At 58.3% G+C, this 24,812-nt stretch carries 23 protein-coding genes and 2 pseudogenes; 10 read left to right on the top strand and 15 right to left on the bottom strand.

Features of this window, described 5'->3' with window-relative positions; genetic code table 11:
* The first annotated feature begins 3 nt into the window (after positions 1 to 3).
* Positions 4 to 1,464, top strand: coding sequence for a membrane-bound lytic murein transglycosylase MltF (gene mltF, locus AB4O01_RS25600; protein ID WP_016986102.1), 1,461 nt, complete (start codon positions 4 to 6; stop codon positions 1,462 to 1,464).
* Between the two features lie 124 nt (positions 1,465 to 1,588).
* On the opposite strand, the gene pdxJ is transcribed toward mltF, so the two are convergent.
* From pdxJ to lptF, 8 genes are all read right to left on the bottom strand, one after another.
* A complete protein-coding gene (pdxJ, locus tag AB4O01_RS25595; protein ID WP_093436895.1) occupies positions 1,589 to 2,332 on the bottom strand; it encodes a pyridoxine 5'-phosphate synthase in 744 nt (247 codons plus the stop codon).
* Positions 2,333 to 2,539: 207 nt separating this feature from the next.
* Positions 2,540 to 3,229: a DNA repair protein RecO gene (gene recO / locus AB4O01_RS25590; protein WP_093436899.1), complete on the bottom strand. Its 690-nt coding sequence runs from the start codon at positions 3,227 to 3,229 to the stop codon at positions 2,540 to 2,542.
* 168 nt (positions 3,230 to 3,397) lie between these two features.
* The gene (era, locus tag AB4O01_RS25585; RefSeq protein ID WP_008056597.1) at positions 3,398 to 4,300 is read right to left on the bottom strand and encodes a GTPase Era; all 903 of its coding nucleotides are present in this window, start codon (positions 4,298 to 4,300) and stop codon (positions 3,398 to 3,400) included.
* Positions 4,293 to 4,982 carry a ribonuclease III gene (rnc, locus tag AB4O01_RS25580; protein WP_093436904.1) on the bottom strand — a complete coding sequence of 230 codons (690 nt, stop codon included), beginning with the start codon at positions 4,980 to 4,982 and terminating at the stop codon, positions 4,293 to 4,295. The genes era and rnc overlap by 8 nt, the downstream gene beginning before the upstream one ends.
* Before the next feature lie 169 nt (positions 4,983 to 5,151).
* The gene (lepB, locus tag AB4O01_RS25575) at positions 5,152 to 6,006 is read right to left on the bottom strand and encodes a signal peptidase I (RefSeq protein WP_093436909.1); all 855 of its coding nucleotides are present in this window, start codon (positions 6,004 to 6,006) and stop codon (positions 5,152 to 5,154) included.
* Positions 6,007 to 6,011: 5 nt separating this feature from the next.
* Positions 6,012 to 7,811 carry a translation elongation factor 4 gene (lepA, locus tag AB4O01_RS25570; protein ID WP_008083639.1) on the bottom strand — a complete coding sequence of 600 codons (1,800 nt, stop codon included), beginning with the start codon at positions 7,809 to 7,811 and terminating at the stop codon, positions 6,012 to 6,014.
* Positions 7,812 to 7,984: 173 nt separating this feature from the next.
* The gene (gene lptG / locus AB4O01_RS25565) at positions 7,985 to 9,046 is read right to left on the bottom strand and encodes an LPS export ABC transporter permease LptG (RefSeq protein WP_093436914.1); all 1,062 of its coding nucleotides are present in this window, start codon (positions 9,044 to 9,046) and stop codon (positions 7,985 to 7,987) included.
* Positions 9,039 to 10,160: an LPS export ABC transporter permease LptF gene (gene lptF, locus AB4O01_RS25560; protein WP_186625606.1), complete on the bottom strand. Its 1,122-nt coding sequence runs from the start codon at positions 10,158 to 10,160 to the stop codon at positions 9,039 to 9,041. Before lptF ends, lptG begins: the two co-directional genes overlap by 8 nt.
* Before the next feature lie 576 nt (positions 10,161 to 10,736).
* Between lptF and AB4O01_RS25555 the strand changes: the two genes are divergently transcribed.
* From AB4O01_RS25555 to rlmF, 5 genes are all read left to right on the top strand, one after another.
* Positions 10,737 to 12,227 (top strand): leucyl aminopeptidase, encoded by a 1,491-nt coding sequence (locus AB4O01_RS25555; RefSeq protein WP_093436923.1) that lies wholly within the window; start codon positions 10,737 to 10,739, stop codon positions 12,225 to 12,227.
* A gap of 57 nt (positions 12,228 to 12,284) precedes the next feature.
* On the top strand, positions 12,285 to 12,713 hold the full coding sequence (locus AB4O01_RS25550; protein ID WP_007909049.1) for a DNA polymerase III subunit chi: 429 nt from the start codon (positions 12,285 to 12,287) through the stop codon (positions 12,711 to 12,713).
* An 8-nt stretch (positions 12,714 to 12,721) separates the two neighbouring features.
* Positions 12,722 to 13,123, top strand: coding sequence for a DNA polymerase III subunit chi (locus AB4O01_RS25545; RefSeq protein ID WP_099758071.1), 402 nt, complete (start codon positions 12,722 to 12,724; stop codon positions 13,121 to 13,123).
* A gap of 198 nt (positions 13,124 to 13,321) precedes the next feature.
* A complete protein-coding gene (locus tag AB4O01_RS25540) occupies positions 13,322 to 16,168 on the top strand; it encodes a valine--tRNA ligase (RefSeq protein WP_460089943.1) in 2,847 nt (948 codons plus the stop codon).
* A 268-nt stretch (positions 16,169 to 16,436) separates the two neighbouring features.
* Positions 16,437 to 17,456, top strand: coding sequence for a 23S rRNA (adenine(1618)-N(6))-methyltransferase RlmF (gene rlmF, locus AB4O01_RS25535; protein WP_095119373.1), 1,020 nt, complete (start codon positions 16,437 to 16,439; stop codon positions 17,454 to 17,456).
* 199 nt (positions 17,457 to 17,655) lie between these two features.
* Here the strand turns inward: rlmF and AB4O01_RS25530 are convergent, their stop codons facing one another.
* Positions 17,656 to 17,937: an HU family DNA-binding protein gene (locus AB4O01_RS25530; RefSeq protein WP_003221909.1), complete on the bottom strand. Its 282-nt coding sequence runs from the start codon at positions 17,935 to 17,937 to the stop codon at positions 17,656 to 17,658.
* 395 nt (positions 17,938 to 18,332) lie between these two features.
* Here AB4O01_RS25530 and yejK point away from each other — a divergent pair, with 395 nt between their 5' ends.
* Both yejK and AB4O01_RS25520 read left to right on the top strand, forming a co-directional pair.
* The gene (gene yejK, locus AB4O01_RS25525; protein WP_095050956.1) at positions 18,333 to 19,337 is read left to right on the top strand and encodes a nucleoid-associated protein YejK; all 1,005 of its coding nucleotides are present in this window, start codon (positions 18,333 to 18,335) and stop codon (positions 19,335 to 19,337) included.
* Positions 19,337 to 19,687 carry a glutaredoxin family protein gene (locus AB4O01_RS25520; protein ID WP_099758069.1) on the top strand — a complete coding sequence of 117 codons (351 nt, stop codon included), beginning with the start codon at positions 19,337 to 19,339 and terminating at the stop codon, positions 19,685 to 19,687. Before yejK ends, AB4O01_RS25520 begins: the two co-directional genes overlap by 1 nt.
* 115 nt (positions 19,688 to 19,802) lie before the next feature.
* On the opposite strand, the gene AB4O01_RS25515 is transcribed toward AB4O01_RS25520, so the two are convergent.
* Positions 19,803 to 20,738: a glutathione S-transferase family protein gene (locus AB4O01_RS25515; protein WP_099758067.1), complete on the bottom strand. Its 936-nt coding sequence runs from the start codon at positions 20,736 to 20,738 to the stop codon at positions 19,803 to 19,805.
* Between the two features lie 538 nt (positions 20,739 to 21,276).
* On the opposite strand from AB4O01_RS25515, the gene AB4O01_RS25510 reads away from it, so the two are divergent.
* Positions 21,277 to 21,660, top strand: coding sequence for a DUF6124 family protein (locus AB4O01_RS25510; RefSeq protein WP_186625385.1), 384 nt, complete (start codon positions 21,277 to 21,279; stop codon positions 21,658 to 21,660).
* Positions 21,661 to 22,079: 419 nt separating this feature from the next.
* Here the strand turns inward: AB4O01_RS25510 and AB4O01_RS25505 are convergent, their stop codons facing one another.
* Positions 22,080 to 22,385 carry an ogr/Delta-like zinc finger family protein gene (locus AB4O01_RS25505; protein WP_460089941.1) on the bottom strand — a complete coding sequence of 102 codons (306 nt, stop codon included), beginning with the start codon at positions 22,383 to 22,385 and terminating at the stop codon, positions 22,080 to 22,082.
* Between the two features lie 199 nt (positions 22,386 to 22,584).
* On the opposite strand from AB4O01_RS25505, the gene AB4O01_RS25500 reads away from it, so the two are divergent.
* Positions 22,585 to 22,911 carry a hypothetical protein gene (locus tag AB4O01_RS25500; RefSeq protein ID WP_460089940.1) on the top strand — a complete coding sequence of 109 codons (327 nt, stop codon included), beginning with the start codon at positions 22,585 to 22,587 and terminating at the stop codon, positions 22,909 to 22,911.
* 69 nt (positions 22,912 to 22,980) lie between these two features.
* On the opposite strand, the pseudogene AB4O01_RS25495 reads toward AB4O01_RS25500, so the two are convergent.
* From AB4O01_RS25495 to AB4O01_RS25480, 4 genes and pseudogenes are all read right to left on the bottom strand, one after another.
* Positions 22,981 to 23,759: pseudogene (locus tag AB4O01_RS25495) on the bottom strand (phage portal protein).
* 2 nt (positions 23,760 to 23,761) lie between these two features.
* A pseudogene (locus AB4O01_RS25490) lies at positions 23,762 to 23,907 on the bottom strand (phage terminase large subunit family protein); the annotation flags it as partial.
* Positions 23,908 to 23,940: 33 nt separating this feature from the next.
* Positions 23,941 to 24,243, bottom strand: coding sequence for a GIY-YIG nuclease family protein (locus AB4O01_RS25485; protein WP_122609568.1), 303 nt, complete (start codon positions 24,241 to 24,243; stop codon positions 23,941 to 23,943).
* A 39-nt stretch (positions 24,244 to 24,282) separates the two neighbouring features.
* A complete protein-coding gene (locus AB4O01_RS25480) occupies positions 24,283 to 24,753 on the bottom strand; it encodes a nuclear transport factor 2 family protein (RefSeq protein WP_077571232.1) in 471 nt (156 codons plus the stop codon).
* Between the last annotated feature and the right edge of the window lie 59 nt (positions 24,754 to 24,812).

Raw genomic sequence — 24,812 nt, 5'->3', positions numbered from 1 at the left:
CAGATGTTTTTCCCAACGGCTTTGCGTCCGCGGTACGCCAAATGGCTGATCGCAACCGGACTCTTCCTGATGCTTGGTGGCTGTGTTGATAAACCCAACACACTCGAGCGCGTAAAGGAGGATGGTGTGCTGCGGGTGATTACCCGTAACAGCCCCGCCACCTACTTTCAGGATCGCAGCGGTGAAACCGGCTTCGAATACGAGCTGGTGAAGCGTTTCGCCGACGATTTGGGTGTCGAGCTGAAGATCGAGACCGCCGACAACCTCGACGACCTCTTCGATCAGATCGGCAAACCGAACGGCCCGGTGCTGGCCGCCGCCGGTCTGGTCAGCAGCGATCAGCGCAAGCAGCAGGTGCGCTTTTCGCACTCCTACCTTGAAGTCACCCCGCAGATCATCTATCGCAACGGCCAGTCACGGCCGACCGATCCTGGCGATCTGGTCGGCAAGAAGATCATGGTGCTCAAGGGCAGCACCCACGCCGAGCAACTGGCGGAGCTGAAAAAGAAATTCCCCGGCATCGAGTATGAAGAGTCCGACGCGGTTGAAGTGGTCGACCTGCTGCGCATGGTCGATGAAGGCCAGATCGACCTGACCTTGGTCGATTCCAACGAAGTGGCGATGAATCAGGTGTACTTCACCAACATTCGTGTGGCCTTCGACCTCGGTGATGCGCGCAGCCAGAGCTGGGCGGTCGGCCCGGGCGAAGACAACAGCCTGCTCAACGAAATCAACGCGTACCTGGACAAAGTGCAGAAGAACGGCACCCTGCAACGCTTGAAGGATCGCTATTACGGCCACGTCGATGTTCTCGGCTATATGGGCGCCACGACCTTCGCCCAGCACTTGCAGCAGCGCCTGCCGAAATACGAACAGCACTTCAAGAATTACGCGAAGAAAGAGAAAGTCGACTGGCGTCTGCTGGCGGCCATTGGTTATCAGGAATCGCTGTGGCAGCCGACGGTTACCTCGAAGACCGGCGTGCGCGGGCTGATGATGCTGACCCAGAACACGGCACAGGCAATGGGCGTGTCCAACCGCCTCGATCCGAAGCAGAGCATCATGGGCGGCGCCAAGTACCTGGCTTATATGAAGGATCAGCTCGACGATTCGATCAAGGAGCCGGATCGCACCTGGTTCGCCCTCGCGGCCTACAACGTCGGCAGTGGCCACCTGGATGACGCGCGCAAGCTGACGGCCAAGGAAGGGCTGAACCCGGACAAATGGCTGGATGTGAAGAAGATCCTGCCGCGCCTGTCGCAGAAACAGTGGTACAGCAAGACGCGTTATGGCTACGCCCGAGGCGGCGAGCCGGTGCACTTTGTGGCGAACATTCGTCGCTACTACGACATTTTGACCTGGGTGACGCAGCCGCAACTTGAGGGTGATCAAGTGGCTGAGGGCAATCTGCATGTGCCCGGTATCGACAAGTCGAAACCCGCTCAAGAACCTGCCCCGCTCTAATCAACACCCCAAATCAAATGTAGGAGTGAGCCTGCTCGCGATAGCGGTGGGTCAGTCAATTAATTTTGTCTGACACACCGATATCGCGAGCAGGCTCACTCCTACAAGGGTTTTGAGTTGAAGCTTAAGGCTTGGCAGCAGCCAGGATCAGCGCCTTCATTTCTGCTACCGCAGACTTGAAGCCCACGAACAACGCATGCGCCACCAGCGCATGGCCGATGTTCAGTTCGTTGATGCCTTTGATCGCCGCTACGGCTTCAACGTTGTGGTAGTGCAAGCCGTGACCCGCGTTAACGATCAGGCCTTGGGCCAGACCAAACGCCACGCCATCGGCGACACGCTTGAGCTCTTCTGCCACTTCGGTCGGGGTTTCGGCATCGGCGTAACGGCCGGTGTGCAGTTCGATGGCCGGCGCACCGACACGCTTCGACGCTGCGATCTGGCGCTCGTCGGCATCGATGAACAGCGACACTTCGCTGCCGATCTTCGACAGACGTTCAACCGCTGCCTTGATGCGCTCTTCCTGTCCCGCCACATCCAGGCCACCTTCAGTGGTCAGCTCCTGACGGGTTTCCGGGACGAGGCAAATGTGCGCCGGACGAATGCGTTCGGCAAACGCCATCATTTCTTCGGTGACGCCCATTTCGAAGTTCATGCGGGTTTGCAGCACATCCTTGAGCAGCAAGACATCGCGCTCCTGGATATGCCGACGGTCTTCACGCAGGTGCACGGTGATGCCATCGGCCCCCGCCTCTTCCGCGTCCAATGCCGCCTTGACCGGATCCGGGTAGCGCGTGCCACGAGCCTGACGCAGGGTGGCGACGTGGTCGATGTTCACGCCAAGAAGAATGCGATTGCTGGTGGTCACGGATGCGCGCTCCTGAAGAAAAAGATTCGGCGCACAGCATACACGGTGAAGGGTCTGTTTACGTCTGGGCGCGGCGGCAACGGGATGCTGGCTGAGTGCAGGGCAAGGCGCGAGGAACGAAGTTTGGTTGCGCCAAATGAGTTCCGAGCAACGCGGCCCTGCGCGCAGCCAGCGCCCGTTGCGCCGCGTCCAGACGTAAACAGACCCTTAGGGCTTGCGAAACAGCTCGCGACTGACGAGAGGGCGACCGCCCAGGTGAACAGCCAGTGCCTGACGCATCAAGCGCTTGGCGGCGGAGAGCGCGCCGGGGGCGGTCCAGTCGGCTTCGGCCATGGCCAGTAATTCGACGCCGTTGAACAGGCCGGGTTGCAGCAGAAAGACCCGCTCAAGCCCGGCATCCACTTGCAGACGATAAAGACCATCCGGCGCAACAGGTTCGCCATGGACGTCGGTATTCAACGAAAAGCCGTAACCGAGATCGTCCAGCAGCCGCCATTCGAAGGAGCGCAGCAACGGCTCCAGTGGACGACCTTCGGCCAATGCCAGCAAGGTCGCGGCGTAGTGATCGAAGACACCCGGGTGCGGGTCTTCGGCAGGCAGCAGGCGAATCAGCAATTCATTGAGATAGAGACCGCTGAACAGCGCTTCACCGTTGAGCCACGCCGAGGTGCCAGAGCTCTCCATGCGCCCGACGTTCTTCAGCTCGCCCTTGCCACGAAACTCGACTTCCAGCGCCACGAACGGCCGCGCCAATGTCCCGGCCTTGCCCCGCGCACTGCGCAACACCGCCCGCAGCCGACCTTGCGGCGTGAGGAAGTCCACCAACGCACTGGTTTCGCGGTAGGCGCGAGAATGCAGGACGTAGGCGGGTTGGGCGGGAGGCGGGTTTTGCGACATGGAGCTCTCATTGATAAAAACGCGGTTTTTTATTCACCCCAAAACCAATGTGGGAGCGAGCTTGCTCGCGAAAGCAGGGTGTCAGTCAACAAATATGTCGTCTGGCACTACGCCTTCGCGAGCAAGCTCGCTCCCACAGGTTTTTTCGGTGTTGCGACAACCGTGTACTTACAGGTCGCCGTAACCCAGCGAACGCAGCGCACGCTCGTCATCGGACCAGCCGCCCTTCACCTTGACCCACAGGTTGAGCATGATCTTGGAGTCGAACAGCAGCTCCATGTCCTTGCGCGCTTCGGTGCCGATGCGTTTGATACGCTCGCCCTTGTCGCCAATGATGATCTTCTTCTGGCCGTCACGCTCAACGAGGATCAAAGCATGAATGTGCAGGGTCTTGCCCTGCTGCTTGAACTCTTCGATTTCGACGGTGATCTGGTACGGCAGCTCGGCGCCCATCTGGCGCATGATTTTCTCGCGTACCAGTTCAGCGGCGAGGAAACGGCTGCTGCGGTCGGTGATCTGGTCTTCCGGGAAGAAGTGATCGTTCTCCGGCAGATGATCAGCGATAACCCTTTCCAGCGCATCGAGGTTGTGCCCGTGCTGCGCGGAAATCGGAATGATCTGCGCGTTCGGCAGCTGTTCCTGCAACCAGCTCAGGTGCGGCATCAGCTCGGCTTTGTCTTCGATGCGGTCGGTCTTGTTCAGCGCAACGATCAATGGGCCGGTGACGTACTGCACGCGTTCCAGCACCATCTGGTCTTCATCGGTCCACTTGGTGCGGTCAACGACGAAGATCACCACGTCGACGTCTTTCAACGCTGCCGAAGCGGTTTTGTTCATGTAACGGTTCAGGGCCTTTTCGCCACCCTTGTGCATACCAGGGGTATCGACGTAGATCGCCTGCACGTCACCTTCGGTTTTGATCCCGAGCATGTTGTGGCGAGTGGTCTGCGGCTTGCGCGAGGTAATGGCGAGCTTCTGGCCAAGGATGTGGTTCAGCAGCGTCGACTTACCGACGTTGGGACGGCCGACGATGGCAACATAGCCACAGCGAGTTGCGTTTGTATCAGTCATTGCCATTCTCCACGCCCAGGGCAATCAGTGCTGCGGCGGCCGCTACCTGTTCGGCAATACGACGGCTTACACCCTGACCTCGGCTTTTTTCATTCAGTAAGACAACTTCGCACTCGACGAAGAAGGTTCGGCAGTGCGGCTCGCCCTGGATATCCACCACTTCGTAGCGTGGCAGTTCACAACCTCGCGATTGCAGGTGTTCCTGCAGGCGGGTCTTCGGATCCTTGTTGGTATCGACCAGCGTCAGGCCTTCGAACTCGCCGGCCAGCCAGGCCAGCACGCGCTCGCGCGCCATGTCCATGCCGGCGTCAAGGTAGATCGCGCCGATCAAGGCTTCGAGGGCATCGGCCAGAATCGATTCGCGACGGAAACCGCCGCTTTTCAACTCACCGGAACCCAGTCGCAGGTAATCGCCAAGGTCGAAACCGCGAGCCAGTACGGCCAGCGTCTCACCTTTTACCAGGCGTGCGCGCAAACGCGACAACTGGCCTTCGCGGGCCAGCGGGAAGCGATCGAACAGTGCCTCGCCGGCGACAAAATTGAGGATGGCATCGCCGAGGAATTCCAGACGCTCGTTGTTGCGCCCGGCAAAACTTCGGTGCGTCAGGGCCAGCAGCATCAGCTCCTGATCCTTGAAGGTGTAACCGAGCTGGCGCTCGAGACGGCTTAGAGAAACGCTCACGGTTTACCCACGCTGAGTTCGTGGCTGAATTCCACTGCCATCGCCGGGATGCGGCGCAGGCCTGGGACAATTAACGCTGTGTTCAAAAATTAAATCCTGGCGATTGCGAAGCCGATTGTGCCGGCTCCAAAAATGCATTCGGCGCTGTGGTCAACAGCGCCGTGTGTAATTACTTGATCAGGCCAACCCGCGAAAAATTCGGCAGGTGACTGAGTTTTGATTCCGGCCAGCTCATCCAGACCGCGAAGGCCTTGCCGACGATATTCTGGTCTGGAACCATGCCCAGCAGATCCTTGGGAATGTTCGGATCATCCCAGTAGCGACTGTCGTTCGAGTTGTCGCGGTTGTCGCCCATCATGAAGTAGTGCCCGGCCGGCACGGTCCAGGTATGGTCCGGCGTGGCGCGGTAACGGCTCATTTCCTTGCGGATCAGGTGTTCGGCAGCGCCGAGCTTTTCTTTGTAGAACTCGGCGCTGCCGAGCATGCCTGGCTCCGGGCCGACCAACTGTTCGGCCACCGACTCGCCGTTGATGAACAGACGCTTGTCAGCGGTGTAACGCACCGTATCGCCCGGCAAGCCGACTACACGCTTGATGTAATTGACGTTCGGATCACTTGGATAGCGGAACACCATCACATCACCGCGCTGCGGATCACCCACTTCGATGATTTTCTTGTCGATCACCGGCAGACGGATCCCGTAAGAAAACTTGTTCACCAGAATGAAGTCGCCGACGTCCAGGGTGGGTTTCATCGAGCCCGAAGGGATCTGAAACGGTTCCACAAGGAACGAGCGCAGCACCAGCACGATGAACAACACCGGAAAAAACGACTTGCCGTATTCGACCAGCAGCGGCTCTTTGTTCAGTTTTTCAACGACCACTACATCAGGCTGGCTGACACTGCCTTGATAGGAGGCAATGGCAGCACGCCGACGCGGCGCCAGGATCAACAGATCAAGCAACGCCAACAGGCCGCAGACGAACACGGCGATGACCAGCAACAGCGGGAAATTTAGTGACATAGGACCTAACTATCCAACCTGAGCACTGCGAGGAAGGCTTCTTGTGGAATTTCCACGTTGCCGACCTGCTTCATGCGTTTCTTACCGGCCTTTTGCTTCTCGAGCAGTTTCTTCTTACGGCTGACGTCACCGCCGTAGCATTTGGCCAATACGTTCTTTCTGAGCGCCTTGACGGTTGTCCGGGCAACGATCTGACCACCAATGGCGGCCTGAATGGCTACGTCGAACATCTGACGAGGAATCAGTTCTTTCATCTTCTCGGTCAACTGGCGACCTTTGTAGTGCGAGTTGTCACGGTGCACGATCAACGCCAGGGCATCGACCTTGTCGCCGTTGATCAGCACGTCCAGTTTCACCAGATTAGCCGATTGGTAACGATCGAAATGGTAATCCAGCGAAGCATAGCCGCGGCTGGTGGATTTGAGACGGTCGAAGAAGTCCAGGACCACTTCGTTCATCGGCAGGTCGTAGGTGACCTGCACCTGATTGCCGAGGAACAGCATGTCGACTTGAACGCCACGCTTCTCGATGCACAGGGTGATGACGTTGCCCAAGTGTTCTTGCGGCACCAGAATGTTGGCCCGCACGATCGGCTCGCGCATGTCTTCGATCGACGACACATCCGGTAGCTTGGATGGGTTGTCGACGTAAATCGTTTCACCGGTTTTCAGCACCAGCTCGAAAATTACCGTTGGCGCAGTGGTGATCAGGTCCAGGTCGTACTCGCGCTCGAGGCGCTCCTGGATGATTTCCATGTGCAACATGCCAAGGAAGCCGCAACGGAAGCCGAAGCCCAGTGCGTCGGAGCTTTCCGGGGTGTACTGCAACGACGAGTCGTTGAGGGTCAGCTTCTGCAGCGCTTCGCGGAAGTCCTCGAAGTCGTCGGAACTGACCGGGAACAGACCGGCGTAAACCTGTGGCTGAATGCGTTTGAAGCCGGGCAGCACTTCAACGTCCGGGGTCGAGGCCAGGGTCAGGGTGTCACCGACCGGTGCACCGTGAATGTCCTTGATGCTGGCGATGATGAAGCCCACTTCGCCGGCTTTCAAATCAGTGGTGGCGGTGTGTTTAGGGTTGAACACGCCCACGCTGTCGACCAGATGAATCTTGCCGGTGGACTTGACGAGGATCTTGTCGCCCTTCTTCACGCGGCCATGACGTACACGTACCAGGGAAACAACGCCCAGGTAGTTGTCGAACCACGAGTCGATGATCAACGCTTGCAGCGGATCTTCAATGTTGCCGGTCGGCGCAGGAATGGTATGCACCAGGCGCTCGAGTACTTCGTCGACACCCAGACCGGTTTTGGCGCTGCAGGTAACGGCGTCGGTGGCATCGATGCCGATGATTTTCTCGATTTCGTCTTTTACGCGATCAGGATCAGCCTGCGGCAGGTCGATCTTGTTCAGCACCGGCATGACTTCAAGGCCCTGCTCGATCGCGGTGTAGCAGTTGGCTACGGACTGAGCTTCAACGCCCTGACCGGCATCGACCACCAGCAAGGCACCCTCACACGCAGCCAGGGAACGGCTGACTTCGTAGGTGAAGTCGACGTGGCCCGGGGTGTCGATGAAGTTCAGCTGGTACTTGATGCCGTCTTTGGCGGTGTAATACAGGGTGACGCTGTGGGCCTTGATGGTGATCCCGCGTTCACGTTCCAGGTCCATGGAGTCCAGCACCTGGGCTTCCATTTCACGCTCGGCCAGGCCGCCGCACATCTGGATGAAGCGATCGGCCAGCGTCGACTTGCCATGGTCAATGTGGGCGATGATGGAGAAATTGCGGATATGACTCAAATCACTCACGGATCAACACTCAAAAAGGCTGCAGGCATGGCCCGCCGAAAAATAGCCGGGAATTGTACCTGATACACGGCGCAAGCGTCACGTTCGCCTGTCACCCGGATTGCATGCAAAAACGCCCCGATCTGTCGACCGAGGCGTTTTCGAGGTTTAAAACACAGGTCAATCGCCTGTCATCAACCGGCTCTTCGCAGCAGCCAGACACCCGCCAGCGCACAGACCCCGGCCGGCACCAGCACCGCAAACAGCGGCGAGAAACCAAACACCAGGCTCGACGGGCCGAGCAAATCCTGGACGATACGGAAGGTGAAGCCCACCAGCACGCCGGTAAACACCCGCTGACCGAGGGTTACCGAGCGCAGCGGACCGAAAATGAAGGAGATCGCCATCAGCACCAGTGCTGCGGTCACCAGCGGCTGCAACACCTTGACCCAAAATGCCAACCAGTAGCGGCCGTTGCTCAGGCCCTGCTCGGACAGATAGTGGATGTAGCCCCACAAACCACTGATCGACAGCGATTCCGGTGCCATGACCACGGTGCTGAGCAATTGCGGGCTCAACGCCACGTCCCATTGCTCGCTCGGGGTATTGACGACTTCGGTGCTGCGTTCATGGAACAGCGTGGTGGCAACGTCGGTGAGCTGCCACTTGTTGCCGTCGAACTCGGCCTTCTTGGCGAAACTCGAACTCAGCAGGTGACGCTCTTTGTCGAAGTGATAACGGGTCACGCCATACAGCAGGCCGTTGGGTTGCACGGCGTTGATGTGGATGAACTCTTCACCCTGACGGTGCCACATACCGTGCTTGGCGCTTTGCGCGTCGCCGCTGCCTTGCGCCAGCGAGCGATTGGCCTGGGCCATGCTTTCGGTCGCCGGCGCGACGTATTCGCCGATCAGCACACCGGCCAGCATCAGCACCAGCATTGGCTTCATTACAGCCCACACGATACGGCCGATGGACACGCCAGCGGCGCGCATGACGGTCAGTTCACTGCTACTGGCCAGACTGCCAAGGCCGATCAGGCAACCGATCAACGCCGCCATCGGCAGCATTTCGTAGAGACGGCGTGGCGCGGTCAGCAACACGAAGCTGAGGACATCGACGAGGGTGTAGGTATCGCTGACGTCGCCCATCTCATCGATGAAGGCAAACAAGGTCGCCAGACCGAGAATGATTGCCAGCACGGCGATGATCGCCATGAACACGCTGCTGCCGATGTAGCGGTCGAGTTTAACCACGGGTCACCTCCAGCGCTGCAGCGCGACGGCTGGCCATCTTCAGACGCAGCGGCTCCCAATAGAGCAAACCGAGACCGATGAACAGGAAGATCGCATGCACCCACCACAGGCCCAGGGCTGGCGGGATCTTGCCTTTTTCAAGGGCGCCGCGGGCGGCAATCAGAATGGTCAGGTAAGCCATATAAAGAAGAATCGCCGGCAGCAGCTTGAGGAAACGCCCTTGGCGCGGATTGACTCGCGACAGCGGCACCGCCATCAGGGTCACGATAAACACCAGCAGCGGCAGGGACACACGCCATTGCAGTTCGGTTTTGGAGCGGATGTCATCGCTGCCCAGCAGAGACGAGGTCGGCATGGCGTCGCGATCGGTGACTTCTTCGCTGACGTCCGGCTTGGGCAGCAGTACACCGTAGGTTTCGTAGTGAATGGCGCGGTAATCGGCCTGACCCGGGCTGCCGTCGTAGCGGTAGCCGTTATCGAGGATCAGATAGCGGTTGCCGTCGGGGCGCACTTCCTGGCGACCGCTTTCGGCCACCAGCACGGAAATCCCGCGATCCTTTTGATCGGCACCGAGGTTTTTCTGCGAAATGAATACGCTGCCCAGATTGACGCGATCGTCGCTCAGGGTCTCGGTATAGGTGACCCGAGTACCATCACGCAGGGCCTGAAAGCGACCCGGCTCGAGGGTGTCGAATTCGGTCAGGGCGTCTTGCTTGTTCAGCAGCAACTGGAATTGATTGGCGCCTTGCGGGGCCAGGCCCAGGCTCAGCCATGCCACCACCAGTGCCACCAGCGTCGCCGGGAACAGCGTCATGCGAAACAGCTTCTGCTGACTCATGCCAGTGGCCGAGAGCACGGTCATCTCGCTTTCCAGATACAGGCGACCGTAGGCCAGCAGGATCCCGAGGAACAGACCCAGCGGCAGAATCAGCTGCATGAAACCCGGCAGGCGATAGCCCATGATCAGGAACAACGAGCCCGGATCGAGCTGGCCGGCAGCGGCCTGAGCCAGATATTTGATGAAGCGACCACTCATGATGATGACCAGCAGCACAGCACTCACGGCGCTGAGGGTCAACAGGACTTCGCGGGACAGATAACGGAAGACGATCAAACCAGACACTCCAGGGTTGTCAGGCTAAGGCGGCCAAACAAGCAAACACATCGACCGGCCCGCAACGCAGAGCCGTCGAAAAAAGATGCGGCATTATCCTGTGATTGAGGGCGCCTGTCACTGCGCACACTCATCCATGTCTGTAATCCTTTGCAGATCGTACAACCTAGGGGGCTTTCTCAATTAGTTTTCACACCGCGCCGGGTCTGCTGTTGTGCTGGGCAAGGCGCGAGAAGCGTGGTTTGGTCATTCCAAATAAGCTTCGAGCAACGCAGCCCTGCACAACAGCAGGCCCGGCCCTTCGGGTTGTGCCTTAAAGCCGGCCAGCCTGCGTTGCAGGCCTTGGAAAGGGAACAACCATTCCCAGCGGCCTGCGCCTTGCCTGGCTGGCTTTAAGGCGACAACGCGGTGTGAAAACTAATTGAGAACGCCCCCTAGGGTTGTCAGGCGCGGGGAGCGGGGTTCAAACTGCGGCCCTTGTCGCAGGCTTTGGCCTGCGCCTCTTCTCTCTATAAGCAGGCGACTGCGGACACCGTCGAACGCCTGCGTGTTGACCATTCATTCAGGGATCCGGACATGGAACTGGTTGTAAAAAGCGTTAGCCCAGAAACGTTGAAAACCGCCACCCTGGTGGTTGCCGTCGGCGAAGGCCGCAAACTCGGTGTCGCCGCCAAACAGGTCGACGAACTGAGCGGTGGCGCGATCAGCGCCGTCCTCAAGCGTGGCGATCTGGCTGGTAAAGTCGGTCAAAGCCTGCTGCTGCACAGCCTGCCGAACCTGAAAGCCGAGCGCGTGTTGCTGGTCGGCGTGGGCAAGGATGAGGAACTGGGCGACCGTCCATTCCGTAAAATCGTTGCCGGCATTCTCAACACCCTGAAAGGTCTGGGCGGCAGCGACGCCGTGTTGGCACTGGATGAAATCATTGTCAAAAACCGCGACAGCTACGGTAAAACCCGTCTGCTGGCAGAAACCCTGGTTGATGGCGAATACACCTTCGACCAGTTCAAGAGCCAGAAAGCCGAACCGCGCGCCCTGAAGAAAATCACCCTGCTGACCATCAAGGCTGCTCAGGCCGAAGTGCAGCGCGCGGTGAATCACGCTACCGCGATCGCCAACGGCATGGCCTTCACCCGCGATCTGGGCAACCTGCCGCCGAACATCTGCCACCCGACCTTCCTTGGTGAACAAGCGAAGAACCTCGGCAAAGAGTTCAAGGATCTGAAAGTCGAAGTCCTCGACGAGAAGAAGATCAAAGCCCTGGGCATGGGCTCGTTCTACGCCGTCGGCCAGGGCAGCGAGCAACCGCCGCGCCTGATCGTCATGCAATACAACGGCGGCAAGAAATCCGAGAAACCGTACGCACTGGTCGGTAAAGGCATCACCTTCGACACCGGCGGCATCAGCCTGAAACCGGGTGCCGGCATGGACGAAATGAAGTACGACATGGGCGGCGCAGCCTCCGTGTTCGGTACCCTGCGTGCCGTGCTTGAGCTGAAACTGCCAATCAACCTGGTGTGCATCCTCGCCTGCGCGGAAAACATGCCGAGCGGCAATGCCTCGCGTCCGGGCGACATCGTCACCACCATGAGCGGCCAGACCGTGGAAATCCTCAACACCGACGCCGAAGGCCGTCTGGTGCTGTGCGATGCGCTGACCTACTCCGAGCGTTTCAAGCCGCAAGCGGTGATCGACATCGCCACCCTGACCGGCGCTTGCGTCGTGGCACTGGGCGCACACACCTCGGGCCTGCTGGGCAACAACGACGAACTGATCAGCCAACTGTTGAGCGCTGGCCAGACTGCCGACGACCGCGCCTGGCAATTGCCGCTGTTCGACGAATACCAGGAGCAACTGGACAGCCCGTTCGCCGACATCGCCAACATTGGCGGGCCGAAAGCCGGCACCATCACTGCTGCGTGCTTCCTGTCGCGCTTCACCAAGAACCTCAACTGGGCGCACCTGGACATCGCCGGCACCGCATGGACCAGCGGCGGCAAGGACAAAGGCGCAACCGGTCGTCCGGTGCCTCTGTTGACCCAGTACCTGCTGGATCGCGCCAAAGCCTGAACCCGCTGACGGGCGGCGTTACCTTCGGGTGACGCCGCTTGCTGCTCTGGAACCGCAATGACCAAAGTCGACTTCTATATCCTGCCCAGCGCTGACCCTTCGGCGCGCCTGGACTTTGCCTGCAAGCTCACCGAGAAAGCCTGGCGCATGGGCCATCGCATCTACCTGCATTGCAGCGATGCCGCTCAGCGCGACGATCTCGATGCGCGCTTGTGGGCATTCAAGGGCGAAACGTTCGTGCCGCATGGCCCGGCTGACAGCGAACCGGACGGTTTGATTGTGTTGGGATTGGGTGATGACTGCGGTCAGCACCAGGATTTGCTGGTCAACCTCGACCTGAAAGTCCCGGCCTTCGCCAGCAAATTCGCCCGTGTGGCGGAAGTGGTGGTGGAAGATCCGACAATTCGGGCGGCCGCGCGGGAGAGTTTCCGTTTCTACCGCGAACAGGGCTATCCTCTGCAAGACCACCGTTTACAGCGACTCTGAGCATTCCAATGGACACTCCGAAACCGCAACAAAAGTCCGCACACCTGTTGGATGATCTTGAATCGATCCGCCAGTTGCTCGGCGATGACAACCTGCAACCACCGCTGTTGACCGACACGGTCGACGATGGCGAACAGGAACAGATTCCGATGTTGTTTGACTCTGTCGGCGCCGAACCGGCCGCAGTCGCAGTCGAACCGCAACCCGCTCCAACTCCGGCGCCGGCCGCGCAACCTGCGCCCCACGCGAATAAAGGCCCGGACGCCCTGCTCCACCTGGACAGCGAACTGCGCGCCGCCGCGCAATTGATCATGCAAGACGTGATCGACGACTTCGCGCCGCACATCGAAACCGAAATCAAGCGCCGCCTCGACGCACGCATGGAACGACTGCTCAGCCAATACGAATAACCCCCCAACCCCTGTGGGAGCCAGCCTGCTGGCGATAGCAGCACCTCGGTTTTCCTGAAAAACCGCAGCGCCTGCATCGCGAGCAGGCTCACTCCTACATTTAGATCCCCGCCAGGCCTCCCCCGCTCGCCCTCGGCCCCATGCCCCGCTATACTCGTCGGCTTTTCCTGAATTAATGCCAATAGGGTCCCGCCGCGCATGGATAAGACCTACCAGCCGCACGCCATTGAAACTTCCTGGTACAACACCTGGGAGTCCGAGAACTACTTCGCCCCGCAAGGCGCGGGCGACTCCTACACCATCATGATCCCGCCGCCGAACGTCACCGGCAGCCTGCACATGGGTCACGGTTTCAACAACGCGATAATGGACGCCCTGATCCGTTTCCGCCGCATGCAGGGTCGCAATACCCTGTGGCAGCCGGGCACCGACCACGCTGGCATCGCTACGCAAATGCTGGTGGAGCGTCAACTGGAAGCCACCGGCCAGAATCGTCACGATCTGGGCCGCGAGAAATTCCTCGAGAAGGTCTGGGAGTGGAAGGATCAGTCCGGCGGCAACATCAGCCGTCAGATCCGCCGCCTCGGCTCGTCCGTCGACTGGAGCCGCGAGCGCTTCACCATGGACGACGGCCTCTCGGAAGCGGTCAAAGAAGCGTTCGTGCGCCTGCACGAAGACGGTCTGATCTATCGCGGCAAGCGTCTGGTCAACTGGGACACCAAACTGCACACGGCGATTTCCGACCTCGAAGTGGAAAACCACGACGAGAAAGGTTTCCTGTGGAACCTGAAGTACCCGCTGGCCGACGGCGCGAAAACCGCTGATGGCAACGATTTCCTGATCGTCGCGACCACCCGTCCGGAAACCATGCTCGGCGACTCCGCCGTCGCGGTGAACCCGAACGATGAGCGCTACCAAGGCCTGATCGGCAAGTTTGTCGAGCTGCCACTGGTTGGCCGCCGCATCCCGATCATCGCCGACGATTACTGCGATCCTGAATTCGGCACCGGCTGCGTGAAAATCACCCCGGCCCACGATTTCAACGACTACGAAGTCGGCAAGCGCCACAACCTGCCGCTGCTGAACATCTTCGACAAGAACGCCAACGTGCTGCCAGCCGCCCAGGTGTTCAACCTCGACGGTACGCTGAACGACAGCATCGATGGCGCGATTCCGGCTGAGTACGCCGGCCTTGAGCGTTTCGAAGCGCGCAAGCAAATCGTGGCTGCGTTCGACGCCGCCGGCCTGTTGGTCAGCGTCAACGACCACGGCTTGAAAGTGCCGAAAGGCGACCGCTCCGGCACCATCATCGAGCCGTGGCTGACCGACCAGTGGTACGTGTCGACCAAACCGCTGGCAGAGCCTGCGATTGCTGCCGTTGAAGATGGCCGCATCCAGTTCGTGCCCAAGCAGTACGAAAACATGTACTTCTCGTGGATGCGCGACATCCAGGACTGGTGCATCAGCCGTCAGCTGTGGTGGGGTCACCGGATTCCGGCCTGGTACGACGAGTCGGGCAAAGTCTACGTCGGTCGCGACGAAGCCGAAGTGCGTGCCAAGCACAACCTCGGTCCGGACGTTGCCCTGCAGCAGGACAACGACGTACTCGACACCTGGTTCAGTTCGGGTCTGTGGACGTTCTCCACCCTGGGCTGGCCTGAGCAGACCGAGTTCCTGAAGAAATTCCACTCCACCGACGTGCTGGTGACGGGCTTCGACATCATTTTCTTCTGGGTTGCCCGGATGATCATGCTGACCATGCACCTGATCAAGAACGAGGACGGCACTCCGCAGGTGCCGTTCAAGACCGTTTATGTGCACGGTCTAGTGCGCGATGGCCAGGGCCAGAAAATGTCCAAGTCCAAGGGCAACGTTCTGGATCCGCTGGACATCATCGACGGTATCGAACTGGAAGAACTGGTGCAGAAACGCACCTCCGGCCTGATGCAGCCGAAACTGGCGAAGAAGATCGAGAAGCAGACCCGCGACGAGTTCGCCGACGGCATCGCCAGCTACGGCACCGACGCCCTGCGCTTCACCTTCTGCTCGCTGGCCTCGACCGGTCGCGACATCAAGTTCGACATGGGCCGCGTCGAAGGCTATCGCAACTTCTGCAACAAGATCTGGAACGCCGCGCGTTATGTTCTGGACAAGGGCGAGGACTGCGGCCAGAACGGCGAAGCCTACGAGCTGTCGCTGGCGGATCGCTGGATCATCTCGCAACTGCAACGCACTGAAGCCGAAGTGACCCGTCAGCTGGATCAATTCCGTTTCGACCTGGCAGCACAAGCGCTGTACGAGTTCATCTGGAACCAGTACTGCGACTGGTACCTAGAGCTGTCCAAGCCTGTGCTGTGGGACGAGAACGCACCGGTTGAACGTCAGCGCGGCACTCGCCGTACGCTGGTTCGCGTACTGGAAGTGGCACTGCGCCTGGCGCATCCGTTCATGCCGTTCATCACTGAAGAAATCTGGCAGCGCATCGCGCCGCTGGCCGGCATTCAGGGCAAAACGATCATGCTGCAAGCGTGGCCAGTGGCCAACGAAGAGCGCATCGATCCGGCTGCCGAAGACGACATCGAATGGCTCAAGGAACTGATGCTCGGCACGCGTAACATCCGTGGCGAAATGAACATTGGCCCGGGCAAGCCACTGCCGATCTACCTGAAGAACGTCAGCGCTGAAGACCAGCGCCGTCTGACCGAGAACGAAGCGCTGCTGAAGAAGCTGGCGCGCCTGGAATCGATCACCGTTCTGGCGGCTGGCGAAGAAGCGCCGCTGTCCGCCACCGCGCTGGTTGGCGAGATGGAAGTGCTGGTGCCGATGGCCGGCCTGATCGACAAGGGCGCTGAACTGGCGCGTCTGGACAAGGAAATCCTGCGTCTGCAGGGCGAAGTCCAGCGCGTTGGCGGCAAACTGTCCAACGCCGGTTTCGTCGACAAGGCCCCGGCCGAAGTCATCGAGAAGGAACGCGCCAAACTGGCCGAGGCTGAACAAGCCTTGGGCAAACTGGCCGAGCAGCACGCGCGGATTGCCAGTCTGTAACTGGTAAATCGCATTAAAAAGGCGCGCCACCCGATCGGGTGACGCGCCTTTTTTATTGCCTACTTTCCTTCATCCAATGCCAATCCCTGTGGGAGCGAGCTTGCTCGCGAAGAGGCCGTGTCAGGCGAAAGTGATGTTGACTGAGAGGACGCTTTCGCGAGCAAGCTCGCTCCCACAGAGATCGGTGGTGTTGCTGATATTGAGTTCGCAGCGGCTGGATGTGGGACAATACCCGCCACTTTCAGCCATACCCGAATCGATCACGCCCATGAACGCCCCCCGCACACCCAAACCTGCGCGCAAGAAGCCTGATTCCGCGACCCCGGCCAAGACCGTCGAGCCGCGTGAAAAGGCCAGCCTGCACCCGCGCAATCGCCATCAGGGTCGTTACGACTTCCCGGCGCTGATCAAAACCACGCCGGAACTGGCGAAGTTCGTGATCACCAACCCGTACGGCAAGGAAAGCATCGACTTCGCCAGCCCCGATGCGGTGCGCGTGTTCAACCGGGCGCTGCTCAAGTCGTTCTATGGCATCCAGCATTGGGACATCCCGGCAGACTACCTCTGCCCGCCAGTTCCAGGCCGTGCCGATTACGTGCACTTCCTCGCCGATTTGCTGGCGAGCATGAACGACGGCAAGGTCCCGCGCGGCGCGATCGTCAACGTGCTGGACATCGGCATGGGCGCCAACTGCGTGTATCCGCTGATCGGTAACAGCGAATACCGCTGGCACTTCCTCGGCTCGGAGATTGATCCGACTGCTGTGGCGGCCGCCAGAGCCATCGTTCAGTCCAACGACCTGAACAAAGTCATCCAGCTGCGTCAGCAGGAAAACCGCAAGCACATCCTGATTGGCTTGCTGGAGCCGGGCGAGCGCTTTGACCTGACCATGTGCAACCCGCCGTTCCACGCCTCGATGGACGAAGCGACCAAGGGCAGCGAGCGCAAATGGCGCGCACTGGGCAAGGCTGACCCGAAACGCAAACTGCCGGTGCTGAACTTCGGCGGTCAGTCGGCGGAGTTGTGGTGTGAAGGCGGTGAAGCGCGTTTCGTGACGCAACTGATCGCCGAGAGCGCCAACTTCCAGCACAAGGTGCTGTGGTTCAGCACGCTGGTGTCGAAAGCTTCGAACTTGCCGGCCATCGAAACCGCACTGAAAAAAGCCGGGGTGCTGGAAAGCCAGGTCGTCGAGATGTCTCAGGGCCAGAAGCAGAGCCGCTTTGTGGCCTGGACCTTCCAGACCAAGTCCGAGCAGCAGATCTGGCGCCGCGAGCGCTGGGTTCGCTAAACACCGCATCACCGGACACAAATCAATTGTGGGAGCGAGCTTGCTCGCGAATGGGGAGCATCAGTCAATTCAACTCTGACTGACACACTGCCTTCGCGAGCAAGCTCGCTCCCACATGGGATCTAAGTGCTTGCCAAATCGCAGGCACAAAAAAACCGTGCCCGGATCACTCCGGTGCACGGTTTTTTATTGCTGCGTCTTACTTGTTCACAGCGTCGGTCAGGCCTTTGGCCACAACCAGCTTGATCACTTTCTTAGCAGGGATTTCGATGGCAGCGCCAGTCGAAGGGTTACGGCCAGTGCGGGCAGGACGCTCGGTCACTTTCAGCTTGCCGATACCTGGCAAGGTGATTTCGCCGCCGTTTTCCAGCTGATCGGCAACGATTTGGCCCAGTTGGTCCAGAGCGTTACGCGCGGTGGTTTTCGGCGCGTCGATAGCTTCAGCGATGTCGGCGATCAGTTGGTCTTTAGTAAGAGCCATGTAGTGTTCCTTCCCTATCAAATTCATATGGATTGCAGAGTGCAGTGTCAGCCATCGAGCCCGATCTTCTGGATCTGGCACCCTCGGCGATAACCACGACGAGTCGGGTTATAGATACCGAAATCAGGGTTTGGTTCGACCTGACAAATGCTGATTGCACGCTTAACGCAGTGACTTCGCGTAAGACCGGGCAAAACTAGCACAGAGACGGGGAAATATCCGCCTCTAGCTACCCATTTGGTCAGCTTTATTGCGCTAAATCGGTAAAAAACTGCATATGCGTCAGTGCGCGCCCCGGTTTTGCCCTACAACCCGCGCCAAAACCAGTGGTTGCGGTACACTTAGCGCTTTTTCGGGGGAGCCAGCCCTCCTCCCTTCCTACAGCCGAGAAGCCCATGCCGATCCGTCATTGCATCGTCCACCTGATCGACAAAAAACCCGACGGCACGCCCGCAGTTCTGCACGCCCGTGACACGGAACTGGCCGAGTCTGCAGCCATCGAGAACATGCTCGCCGACCTCAACGAAAGCTATAACGCCAAACAGGGCAAAGCCTGGGGCCTGTTCCATCCGGAGTCCGGCGCGTTCCCGTTCAGCGGCTGGCTGAAGGAATACATGGAAGGCAGCAAGGACTTCACCGCGTTCAGCAAAGTCGCGGTCGAGCACCTGCAGAAGCTGATGGAAGAGTCGAACCTGTCGGTCGGCGGTCACGTATTGTTCGCCCACTATCAGCAAGGCATGACCGATTACCTGGCCATCGCCCTGCTGCACCACAGCGAAGGCGTGGCGGTGACCGATGAGCTGGACGTGACCCCGTCGCGTCACCTCGACCTCGGCCAGTTACACCTGGCGGCGCGGATCAACGTTTCCGAGTGGCAGAACAACAAGCAGTCCAAGCAATACATCTCGTTCATCAAAGGCAAGAACGGCAAAAAGGTCTCCGAGTACTTCCGCGACTTCATCGGTTGCCAGGAAGGTGTCGACGGCCCGGGCGAGACCCGCACGCTGCTCAAGGCGTTCAGCGACTTCGTCGAAAGCGAAGATCTGCCGGAAGACTCCGCCCGCGAGAAGACCAAGACCCTGGTCGATTACGCCAGCAGCCAAGCCAAACTCGGCGAACCGATGGGCCTGGAAGAGCTCTCGGAGCTGATCGACGAAGAGCGTCCGAAAGCCTTTTACGATCACATCCGCAACAAGGATTACGGCTTGTCGCCGGAGATCCCGGCGGACAAACGCACCCTGAATCAATTCCGCCGCTTCACCGGCCGCGCCGAAGGCCTGTCGATCAGCTTTGAAGCGCACCTGCTGGGCTCGAAGATCGAATACGACGAAGAGGCTGGCACCCTGGTGATCAAGGGCCTGCCAACGTCGCTCACCGATCAATTGAAGCGCCGCAACTGATGCTCGGCAATGTGCTAAAGAAGGTTCTGCTGGTACTGCTTGTCGTGGTGGTCTATCAGAACTGGGGCAAGATTGAGCGGGTATTCAACCCGTCACAAATGGTCTCGGAGCAGACGCGGGCGCAGGCCAATGTCGTGCTCTACGCCACCGACTGGTGCGGCTACTGCAAGCAGACCAAACGCTTTCTCGACAGCAAAGGAATTGCGTTCAAGGAGTTCGATATCGAGAAGGATGCAGAGGCGCGCAAGGCGTATGAGGCATTGGGTGGACGCGGGATTCCGTTGATCGACGTGAATGGCACGTTGATTCGCGGATTTGACCCGGACGAGATTCTCGCCGCCCTGAAATAACCTGTAGGAGTGAGCCTGCTCGCGATAGCGGTGTGTCAGTCGATAAATCCGCCATTGACACACCGCTATCGCGAGCAGGCTCACTCCTACAAAGTTTTGCATCAGACTTGAGAGATCAGCGGGCTTCGATGCGGAAGCCGAATCGCGGGAAGTGCACATGCACCACGCCGCCACGCTCGTCTTCGCGACGAATGATCAGCTCTTCACTGCCGGCAAACAGCAACTCACCCACCACCGGATCAACCCCGTAATCCGTCGCCGAGACTGCCACCTGCTGGCCAGCCTTGAAGCCGTTCGGATCAACAAACTGCTCATCCGGCAATGCCGCCGGTGTAGCGTTGCGTGCGACCTCAAGCGCCTCTTCCGACGTCATCGCACTCGCCGCGCCATGACCAAAGCCCAGCACTCGACTCAGCCACGCCGAAACCGCCGGATACTCATCCACCAGCGGCGCCGTGACATGCGTCGCCTTGAGGAACCACAGCGGATGCGCCAATGCGAAGTCAGCAATCGACGGTTCGCCGAACAGGAAGTCGCCTTGCTCGCGCTGTAACTGCTGCTCCAGACGCGCCATGATCGTCGGCCACTGATGCTTGGCCTGTTCGGCGGACAGACGTGTGGCACTGCCGCCCGAGAACAAACCGGCGCGGTCGGCAATAAACGCTTTGATCGCCTCCGGCGGCAACTTGGCAAAACGCACGGCCACAGATTCCGGCTGGAACACCAGACTCACCGCATGCTGGAACACTACCGAGTCAGCCCACGTGGCGAAACTGGCGGTGGTGAACTCCTGACCCTCGGGGAAGAACGCTGGCAAAGCCTTCTCTTGCTCGAGACGACGAGCGATCAACGACGTGTCGCAATAGATGTCAGCGCCAATCTGCAAAACCGGGGTCTTGCGATAGCCGCCGGTCAGGGCGGTCAGATCCGGTTTCGGCATCACCGGCGAGATATGCACCGAGCGCCACGACAAGCCTTTGAAGCCCAGCAGCAGGCGGGCCTTCTCGGCAAATGGGGAGGTCGGGTAATGATGCAGAATCAACTCGGACATGCTCGGCTCCGCCGCTCAGATAGTGAGCCAGCAGCTTAGCGTGCATTTGCTTAGCAGCCTACAGATCTGCCTGATGGGAACCAATCAGTCAGATTGATAAGAGCGCCAAAGGGATCGCGCCATCCAGACATGGCGCCAGCGTACTGCCTGACAGGTAAAGCCATAGACCTCAACGGTTATTACACGCCATTTTTCGCATCCGTTTAAAGACACTCAGTGTTACGCGCAAAGGCCCACAAATTCTTGCGCCTCTGCCTACGCGTACGCCAGAATCCGCCGGCTTGTGCGCCTTGGATCCCATCGGTAACGTGAACCTGTCACTGCCCATCAGTGATCGGGTTTAGTAGCCCGAGGTCTATCCAGGGCGCATAGCGCATCAAAAGTCAGGCATTTTTCGCCTGCACTTTATGGTGGCTGTGCGTAGGGCGCTCTCGAGCGCGCCGGCTTCCCTGGGTCCCCGGTCTACTAACCTGCGCACAGCTGCCACCCCTCCTTTTAGTAGAGAAGTGGTGTTGGCTCCTACTTAAGGACCCAGATAATGTTCAAAGTAACGCCAAACCCGCCGGTAATAGACCCGGCAACCATCACCAATCCGACGTCCCCCTACGAATCCCTCGATTCGAAAAAACTCAACGAAGCCGCCGAACGCGCACTGAACCACTATCTAGGGCCACCCACCGCCCAGATCATGGCCACGCCCTACCAACCCAACCGCCTCTACATGGCCAACCCACAATCCGGCACCGAACCGTTGCTGGTCGATGCGTGCGAAACCCTGGGATCCGCCAGCGTGATGCTCAACGACTTTGCAGCAGTGCTTGAAGGTCCCCACCGCAAAACCCTGCAAGGCATTGCCCAAGTCGTCATGGTGGCGGAAATGGCAGTCAATCAGGTGCTGGATAAGTTAGTGCCCACTGAATAGGAGTGCGTAGCGGTGAGAGTTGTTCTCTGGCCGCTACTACCCCCCCCTATTCGCGCGAGTGCTTAGACTGCACCTCACCCTTAACCGCTAGTTTTAAATATACCCCCCATAAATGGTCGCTCTCTCTCCTCATAGGTAACAACCGCAACTTTCTTCTTCCAATCCAGACGAACACTAACAAACTTACAGTCGGGATACTGTTTAGAAAAGCGCTCTTGCACCGTAGCCTCTGTATCAACAGAGCTTTCGATTTTCAAATCTATTATGCTAAGCATTTTTGTTCCTCGATAATATTTCGTACTCTTCAGGGTCATCAGCCTGAACAGCCCAAATACTCACACGTCGAAAAGCCGGCCACCACTGTCATAGTTGACAGCTTTTAGGATCAATTAGAAATAACTGACGAACTTATATAGCGATCACTGCCTGATCAACACCCGCGACACCGCAAACGCAACAGCAGCTGCTCCCAAAACGACTGAATTCAATTGTTCAAACAAATCCCGCTGCTTTTCACGCGACAGACTTCGCAAGCGATCAAACAACAGCCGATCAATCGCCTTAGCCGATAGACTCAACGTATGGGAGAACATCAAATTAGCTATCCAAGTGTGACGACATGCCACAGAACCGCATTGACAGTAAAGTCGCGCAAACTCTAACGATAGTTCTTCACGAGACACAATCCTTCCCTTTTCCCCGCATGACTTGCAACTCACACGCATCGTATTACCTCAGCAGATTTATACTGATATTTTAGCAAATAAGCCTATAAATACACCCTACTCAATCATTACCAATTCGTCGCAGCATAATTACAATTCGGTCTAATAACCTGTCAGATCTGACAGTGACAGGTATTATTTTTTTTTAGAGAATCACATTGGAATTTCTACAACTCCATCATACTAAAAGTGAGCACATATGTACTATCGAGTGCAAATACCTGAAATCGAAGAAAATCTCCTCACACTATATATCGAAAAAAATGAGTCTGTGCTAGCAATAATGTATACAGTGAAATACTCTCCTTCAGAGGAAGAAAGTGATGAAGTCTACGGTTGCCAGATAGACTATGGTGACCGTTTAACCATTCTCAAAGTTCACACCCTCCTGACAGATCCTAGATTAATATCAGAAAAATATGGAGACAATGGTCAGAACGGAGTGTTGTTTTTCAAAAATGGAATTATGACAGCGAGCCAACCCTCACTCTCAGGAATCAGAGCCATGACCGAAAAAAATCTTTGATTACACGCTGGAAGTGATTGGGAGACCCAAGACCTTCCAATCACTTCTCTTCTACCACACGAGAAAAAGTCAGCGCCACCCAACCACTCTATCCCATCTTAAACAGTTATTGATTTGCATAAACAACTGAGCAATAGGGCGCACTTCGTTATTCATGAAAACACGATCAATTTTTTCAATATCTCCAAATCCAGCCGCTTTTTCCGGCATCCCACCGGCAAGTGCCGGATTCATCCGCCACGCCGCGATAACATCGTTACGGGTAATGTTCTTGATTCGCTCAAACTCGTCTTGGGTCGCAAATCCCCCTCTGGGATGATTTGAATCACTTTGTCGCTCCCACCGAGAATGTTGACGAACAGTGACCGAAAGTTCCCTACGCCCTTACTGCCGGCAATTTTCGCTTGCATCGCATTGTCCTCCTCCGTCAGGTTCGGATCGTTGGTGTAAAACACAAACCCCGCATGCGCACCGTTATTGAAATACCGACGACGAAACAGCGTCGCCGACTCGTTGAGCAGCAACGCATGCATCCCACCCAAGTAATCCGGCACCCCGTAGATATTCTGTGCCACGTCGTAATCCATGACGTGCTCGACCTCCTCTTCGTCGAAGTGCAGCTGCTTACCATCAGGCAGCAACATCACAAAGCCTCCTCCCACGTTGCGCCGCATATTCAACGCGGGCGGGTGCTCAAGCTCCAACACCTGCCACAACACATTGCGCTTGCGCTGAAAGTAACAACCGGCCCATCGTTTGAGCGCTGCATCCGGCCGATGGAATGAAGCACGCAACAACAGATTGCGTTTGAAACGCGGAATGGTGCCGTGGTGTGCATTGGCGCGCAGCGGATCGGTGTGGCCCGTGGGTCGAAATCGCGCACTAGGTCGAACACGCCGCGACCCACACCGGTGACATCGCTGCCGATGTGCTGATCGTTGAAACGCTTGCAGATTTCTGGACCTTCGCGGCCTGGCAAGTAAACGAATGCCAGCGTCAGGTACGACAGGCCAGACTGAAGAAAACCAATCAGTCAGATTGATAAGACGCGACCAGACATTCCTTCGCGCTCTTCCTGAGTTTTTTGATCAAACGTTCCTGGCGCAGCGCATCGCTCTTGTCGCGGCACAGTTCGGTATAAACCAGCGCCATCGCCGGGCTGGAGAGGAAGAACCGTGCGCCTTTGCCACTTTGATGCTTGGCGAAACGACGCACCGGATCGTCGCTGATCCCGCAGTACAACGAGCCATTGGCGGCGCGAACGAGGTAGACGAACCAGGACTTGCTCACGGGTTCGGCAACTTCGACAGATTTTTCGCTAAGGCTGGTCACTTCGGGATCAAGACGTGTAGGAAACAGGCGGCGATCTTATCAGCGACCGGCCTGAAATGCCTTCAGTCCCTTCAACGCCTGGGCGCGCACGGCGTTGCGCACCAGCGGTGTCCAGCCCAGCAGCAGGCCTTTGAAACCGAGGGCCTGACGCGACCAGCGCCACAGATCGAAGTGGTCGTGGTGTTCGCAGATCTTGCCGTCACGGAAGACGAAGCGGGCCTGGATATCGTTGATGACGATGTTGCCGGTCTGGCTGAACAGGTAGGTCGCGACCCAATGTGCGCCACCGCTGCGCTCATCGGCGCGGACGTTGTCGAAAGTCAGCGAGAAATCCTTGGCTCGAGTGGTGAGCATGCGCCACATGTCGCCGGCATCGCGCCCGCGCAGTTCGCCGAAGGCCGGATCACTGAACACGACGTCGTCGGTGTAGCAGGCGGCCATGGCTTCGGCATCGAGGCGCTGGAAGGCCTGGTAGAAGCGGGTGATCAACGCGGCGTGGGCTTCGCTCATGGGCAAACTCCAAAATAGGTACAGAGTGCCAGCACCATAATCTGCAATGCGCAGAAACA

Source organism: Pseudomonas sp. S2_E02 (assembly GCF_054668355.1).
The sequence above is the reverse complement of the archived record's forward strand: the minus strand, read 5'-3'. Positions and strand labels throughout refer to the sequence as shown.

Coding starts and splice junctions, on each gene's coding strand:
- mltF (WP_016986102.1), top strand. CDS start 4: ATGTTTTTCCCAACGGCTTTGCGTCCGCGGTACGCCAAATGGCTGATC.
- AB4O01_RS25505 (WP_460089941.1), bottom strand. CDS start 22,385: ATGCGTGTGAGTTGCAAGTCATGCGGGGAAAAGGGAAGGATTGTGTCT.
- AB4O01_RS25515 (WP_099758067.1), bottom strand. CDS start 20,738: ATGTCCGAGTTGATTCTGCATCATTACCCGACCTCCCCATTTGCCGAG.
- AB4O01_RS25520 (WP_099758069.1), top strand. CDS start 19,337: ATGCTCGGCAATGTGCTAAAGAAGGTTCTGCTGGTACTGCTTGTCGTG.
- AB4O01_RS25500 (WP_460089940.1), top strand. CDS start 22,585: ATGTACTATCGAGTGCAAATACCTGAAATCGAAGAAAATCTCCTCACA.
- AB4O01_RS25555 (WP_093436923.1), top strand. CDS start 10,737: ATGGAACTGGTTGTAAAAAGCGTTAGCCCAGAAACGTTGAAAACCGCC.
- lepB (WP_093436909.1), bottom strand. CDS start 6,006: ATGTCACTAAATTTCCCGCTGTTGCTGGTCATCGCCGTGTTCGTCTGC.
- AB4O01_RS25480 (WP_077571232.1), bottom strand. CDS start 24,753: ATGAGCGAAGCCCACGCCGCGTTGATCACCCGCTTCTACCAGGCCTTC.
- AB4O01_RS25510 (WP_186625385.1), top strand. CDS start 21,277: ATGTTCAAAGTAACGCCAAACCCGCCGGTAATAGACCCGGCAACCATC.
- era (WP_008056597.1), bottom strand. CDS start 4,300: ATGACTGATACAAACGCAACTCGCTGTGGCTATGTTGCCATCGTCGGC.
- rlmF (WP_095119373.1), top strand. CDS start 16,437: ATGAACGCCCCCCGCACACCCAAACCTGCGCGCAAGAAGCCTGATTCC.
- AB4O01_RS25550 (WP_007909049.1), top strand. CDS start 12,285: ATGACCAAAGTCGACTTCTATATCCTGCCCAGCGCTGACCCTTCGGCG.
- AB4O01_RS25530 (WP_003221909.1), bottom strand. CDS start 17,937: ATGGCTCTTACTAAAGACCAACTGATCGCCGACATCGCTGAAGCTATC.
- AB4O01_RS25545 (WP_099758071.1), top strand. CDS start 12,722: ATGGACACTCCGAAACCGCAACAAAAGTCCGCACACCTGTTGGATGAT.
- yejK (WP_095050956.1), top strand. CDS start 18,333: ATGCCGATCCGTCATTGCATCGTCCACCTGATCGACAAAAAACCCGAC.
- AB4O01_RS25540 (WP_460089943.1), top strand. CDS start 13,322: ATGGATAAGACCTACCAGCCGCACGCCATTGAAACTTCCTGGTACAAC.
- recO (WP_093436899.1), bottom strand. CDS start 3,229: ATGTCGCAAAACCCGCCTCCCGCCCAACCCGCCTACGTCCTGCATTCT.